4 protein-coding genes, 1 tRNA gene and 1 pseudogene are annotated in these 4,635 nt (G+C 60.8%); 2 read left to right on the top strand and 4 right to left on the bottom strand.

Translation table 11 applies throughout. The features are described 5' to 3' along the window. Nucleotides 1-192 precede the first annotated feature (192 nt). Nucleotides 193-513 carry a PilZ domain-containing protein gene (locus tag WCE35_RS01745; RefSeq protein ID WP_424591619.1) on the top strand — a complete coding sequence of 107 codons (321 nt, stop codon included), beginning with the start codon at nt 193-195 and terminating at the stop codon, nt 511-513. A gap of 31 nt (nt 514-544) precedes the next feature. Here WCE35_RS01745 and WCE35_RS01740 read toward each other — a convergent pair whose 3' ends face one another. Further along, nucleotides 545-2,086, bottom strand: coding sequence for a class I adenylate-forming enzyme family protein (locus tag WCE35_RS01740; protein ID WP_424591618.1), 1,542 nt, complete (start codon nt 2,084-2,086; stop codon nt 545-547). 280 nt (nt 2,087-2,366) lie between these two features. Beyond that, nucleotides 2,367-3,341: a methylmalonyl Co-A mutase-associated GTPase MeaB gene (meaB, locus tag WCE35_RS01735; RefSeq protein ID WP_424591617.1), complete on the bottom strand. Its 975-nt coding sequence runs from the start codon at nt 3,339-3,341 to the stop codon at nt 2,367-2,369. Between meaB and WCE35_RS01730 the strand changes: the two are divergent. Continuing rightward, a pseudogene (locus WCE35_RS01730) lies at nt 3,315-4,063 on the top strand (thiolase family protein). The gene meaB and the pseudogene WCE35_RS01730 sit on opposite strands and share 27 nt — an antisense overlap. 35 nt (nt 4,064-4,098) lie before the next feature. Here WCE35_RS01730 and WCE35_RS01725 read toward each other — a convergent pair. Continuing rightward, nucleotides 4,099-4,311: a hypothetical protein gene (locus WCE35_RS01725; RefSeq protein ID WP_424591616.1), complete on the bottom strand. Its 213-nt coding sequence runs from the start codon at nt 4,309-4,311 to the stop codon at nt 4,099-4,101. A gap of 244 nt (nt 4,312-4,555) precedes the next feature. Then, nucleotides 4,556-4,632 (bottom strand) — tRNA-His (locus WCE35_RS01720). Nucleotides 4,633-4,635: the final 3 nt, after the last annotated feature.

The raw sequence follows: 4,635 nt of genomic DNA, 5'->3' as shown, positions 1-4,635 counted from the left end.
CCATAATTCTCAGGCAAAGCGAACCATGTCGCTGGATGAACAATTCGATAGACACGTCCTTTTGAGAAAATGGTCTCATTTTATTAATATCTCATGAGCATGGAGTTCTTCGGAGGCGCGCGAACGTCGCTTGATGCCTTCATGTTGTCAGAGCGACGAGACTACAGATCTTTGAAAAATCGGATTGGTTAGATGTCCTATGGAGACAGGAAGAGCCAGCGTGTCGATTTCAGACGCGGCATTGATGTTTACATGATGGGGATTGATGGAACCTGGCGTCGGAGCTGCACGATGATCGACGTGTCGCAAACAGGCGCGCGCTTATTCGTCGAAGGCTCTCTCGAAGGGTTAGACCTCAAGGAGTTTTTCTTGCTTCTTTCGTCAACAGGTCTCGCGTATCGCCGCTGTAATTTGGTGCGCGTCGCTGGAGATCAGATCGGCGTCCAGTTTGTTGACAAAGACCCGGCTAAGAAAAAATCTCTGACACGACAACCAGCTGCCGAAACCGCTTGAAACCCTCACGCCCGGCGATGAGCTAATTGCCTCAGATGCGTATCCGCCAGCAGACTGCGGTAATTAATTCGATTCGAGCGCACCTGCTCGCGCAGAAGCTCCTGAACCGCGCGACCGCATCACCTGCCGCTTCGTTCCAGAAATCGACGAGCGGCTGCTTGAGCGTCTTGCCCGCGGCGTTCGTCGGTATGGCCTGTGCAAACACGATATATTCTGGGGTCCCGTAAGGGGCGAGATGCGTCGCACAATGTGCGCGGATTTCCTGCTCGGTTGCGGTCTGGCCAGGTTTTAGCACTACAACTGCCTTCAGCCGTTCGGAGAACAGGTGGTCTGGCACGCCGACGACAGCGACGCGCAAGACTTTCGGATGCAGGTACAGCTTGTTCTCGACCTCGATGCAATAGACATTCTGGCCGCCGCGCACGACCATGTCCTTCTTGCGGTCGAGCAGCCAGAGATAGCCGTCCTCGTCGATCTTCGCCCAATCACCGGACAGGACGAAGCCGTCGCGCCGAAAGACCTCGGCGGTTTTGCCGGGCTCTTCCCAATATCCGGCGTTGGTCTGCTGGCCGCGATAGGCGACCTCGCCGATAACGTTCGGCGTCGTGACCTCGTCGTCGTCGAAAATGGCGATGTCGGTATTGGGCGTCGCCAGCCCACAGCTCGTGATCTTGCGGATGGCGTCCTCGTTCGGCAGCGCGAAGCCAAGGGCCGTGCTCTCCGAAACAGAGCCGCCGTTGATCATCACGATCGGCGAGAATTCTTTGTTGAGCTGGTTGATATATGTTTCGGAAGCGGCATGGCCGCCGAAAATAACTTTCTTAAGCGTCGAGCAATCATGTTTGTGGAAGTCGGGATGGTTCGTCATCATCCACAACATGATCGGCGCCGCGACCGCCCAAGTGACGCGCTCCTTCTCGATAAGCTCAATCGCGTCGGGCGGCGCGAACGAAGCCATGATCACACATTTTCCACCGGTCAGCAGCGCGGGCATGAAGTCCGTATAGACCGCCGTGTTATGATAGAGTGGCGGCATGCACAGGTTGACGTCGTCCTCGTTCAACCCCTTGGCTGCGTGCACGATATTTTGCGCGCAGCCTAGCGCGTTGATGTGCATCGCCATCGTGCCTTTGGGCGCGCCAGTCGTACCTGACGTAAATGAGATCGCGCACATATCCCATTCGTCGACCTTCTCCTGCGGGGCGATTTCCGCGCCGTCTCGATTTAGCTCGGCGAACGAGACGACGCCCGCAGGTACCTTGTCTCCGGTCATGATTGTGGCCTGGACGGCCGGAAGCTTTGTACGCATCGCCTCGAGCTTGCTGCTCCAGACGTCCGGCGAGACGGCTAGTCCCTTGGCCCCGACCTTGTTGATCTGTGCGACGAAGCCATCGGCCGTAAGCCCGAGACTGACGGGAACCGCGATGCCGCCGAGCTTTACGATCGCCAGATAGGCGACGACATATTCCGGGCAGCCCAGGGTAAGAAGGCAAAAGCGGTCGCGCTTGACGACCCGTAGTCGCGACGCAGCCGCGCGGCCACGCGATTTACCTGCGCGCCGATTTCGCGCCATGTCATGCACTGTCCGCCGGGATGGAAAACATAGGCCTCGCGATCCGGAATCCGTGCGACATTAGCGTCGAGTACGTCGGAAATATTCTTCGGCCGGTCGCGATAGGCCCAGATCTCCGTGCCTTCCCACGCGATGCCTCGGCCTTTCGGCGCAACGATTTTCGTGACCTGCGCGGCAAGCTCCGGATAGATATCGCGCCACGACTTGCACACGCCGCGCGTCGGCCCCCTGACCTCCCAAGCTCCCATGGCTCCCTCCCTTTGTTTTGCTGATTGACCGGCTACACTGCGCAATCTCCGGCATGTTCGTCACGCAACGCCAGCAGCACCCCTCGCGCGGCTTCTGCCGGCGCGATTTCCCCGCTCGCGATCCGATCGCAGATCGCCTCGATCGCTTCGGTTTCTCCGGCAAGAATACGGGCGCGCACGATGTCTGCCGTCGCATCAGCCAGAATGCGTCGCAGGCGCACCTTTAGATCGAGCCGGCGGGATATTTGCGTCCCTCGCGCCGCAGCCTCCAGCTCGTCCACCAGTTCCGGTAGCCCCTGCCCCGTCGTAGCCACGGTCGCCATAATCTTCGCCGTTTGCGCGCGCGGGTCGCGAAGGCCGAGCATGGCCTCGAGCTGGCGTGTGGTCTGCTCCGCCATCGGATGGTCGCTCTTGTTGACCACGAGTATGTCGGCGATCTCCAGGATTCCGGCCTTGAGCGCCTGAATGTCGTCGCCTGCGCCCGCCGCGCACAGAACGAGCCGCATGTGCGCGACATCCACGATTTCGACTTCGGACTGCCCGGCGCCGACCGTCTCGACGATAATGTGGTCGGGCCCGTAGGCGTCCATCGCCTGCACCACGCCCCATGCCGCGCGGAACAAGCCGCCGAGATGCCCGCGCGAGGCCAGTGACCGTACGAATACGCCGGGATCACCTGCGTGCCCGTTCATCCTGATGCGATCCCCGAGAATGGCGCCGCCAGAAATGGGGCTGGACGGATCGACCGCGAGCACGCCGACCGTCCGGCCGCGAAGCCGCAGCTCCCGGATCATCGCGTCGATGAGGGTTGACTTGCCGGCGCCGGGCGGACCGGTGACGCCGATGATGTTCGAGCGCCCGAGATGCGGCTGGATCGCCGCGAGGATAGCCGAAGAGCCGGGACTTTCGTTTTCGACCGCAGTGATCGTGCGCGCCAGCGCACGTGGATCGCCTTTCAACAGACGATCGACGAGCCCCGCATGCGCGGGCAGCGACGCGTCGCTCACGGAACCACCAGCGGCTCGCCGAAGCCGACCGCCGCGCACGTGCGCGCGCAAACCTCGCCATGGGTCGCGCCCACGCCGATCGCATGCACCACGGCGCCGAAAGTATTCGTCTCCGGCTTCCTCGCGCGCCAGATCGCACCGATCGAAGTTCCCGACGGCAAGGGCACAAGGCGATTCGAAGTCGATGAGTTTCCGCGGCCGGATGTGACCATCGAGCGGCTGAAGAAGCTGAAACCCGCTTTCCGGGAAGGAGGACGGGTCACCGCCGGGTCGTCGTCGGGTGTCACGGACGGCGCGGCCTTCATGATCGTTGCGGATCGCACCCGGCTTGCCGAAAAGGGGGTCGAGGGCGAAGCGCGCTTGAAGGACTGGACGGCGGTCGGCGTGCCGCCGCGGATCATGGGTGCAGGTCCCGTGCCTGCGATCGCCAAGCTCCTCAAGCGCAACGGCCTCAAAGTGTCCGAATTTAACTATTTCGAGATCAACAAGGCCTTCGCCGTCGTCAACCTGCACGCGGAAAAGCAGCTCGGCATTCCTCGCGACCGCACCAATCTCTATGGCGGCGGCATTTCAATCGGCACCCTCCCGGGGCAACCGGTGTCCGCATGACCATTACCGCCATCCATCACCTTGCTGATAGCGGCGGACGCTATGGCGTCATTTCGATGTGCTTCGGTGGCGGCCAGGGGATGGCGATGCTGATCGAGAACCTGAAACGGTGATCGCGCGAAGCGGTCACCGCAGCCATGCCGCCGCTCTAACCGTTTCTAAACGCACAGAACTTGTTGCCATCCAAGTCGCGGACGTAGCCCGCGTAGCGGATCACCTCGCGCAATTTCGCCATTACGGGTGGACCAAGCACCAGGTCCTGCATGCCGACCGCCATAAAGGTCTCGCCAGCCCAGCTCTCGCGCCACCACTGCCGTGCATGCTTGGCTTTTGACACGCCCTCCATTTCCGGTGAGGTCATCACCAGTTCCGGAAAGCGGCGGACCCTAGTCTTGTAGGATGCGTCGGGAAAGGGGCATCGTAGGTGGCGGAGTCTGCATCGGACAGTGCGGGGTGAGCTCGCCTCATTGCGGGTGTTTTGGCCCTTGTGTCGTGGGACCCAATCCAAAAGCAGCGAATGAATTGGCTTTGGCGCTCGTGGTTGCTAGCTGGTAGCTTTACACGAGACCTAATTTCTGGTGCGAGGAGTAACTGTTTGATTTAACTGGTACAGTTGGGTGGGCTCGAACCACCGACCTCCTGTTCCACAGACAGGCGCTCTAACCAACTGAGCTACAACTGCATC

It is taken from the genome of Bradyrhizobium sp. (genome assembly GCF_049691595.1).
Lineage (GTDB): Bacteria > Pseudomonadota > Alphaproteobacteria > Rhizobiales > Xanthobacteraceae > Bradyrhizobium.
Note: the sequence above shows the minus strand (reverse complement) of the source record. Positions and strands in the feature narration are given on the sequence as shown.

Coding starts and splice junctions, on each gene's coding strand:
- WCE35_RS01745 (WP_424591619.1), top strand. CDS start 193: ATGTCCTATGGAGACAGGAAGAGCCAGCGTGTCGATTTCAGACGCGGC.
- WCE35_RS01740 (WP_424591618.1), bottom strand. CDS start 2,086: ATGGCGCGAAATCGGCGCGCAGGTAAATCGCGTGGCCGCGCGGCTGCG.
- WCE35_RS01725 (WP_424591616.1), bottom strand. CDS start 4,311: ATGACCTCACCGGAAATGGAGGGCGTGTCAAAAGCCAAGCATGCACGG.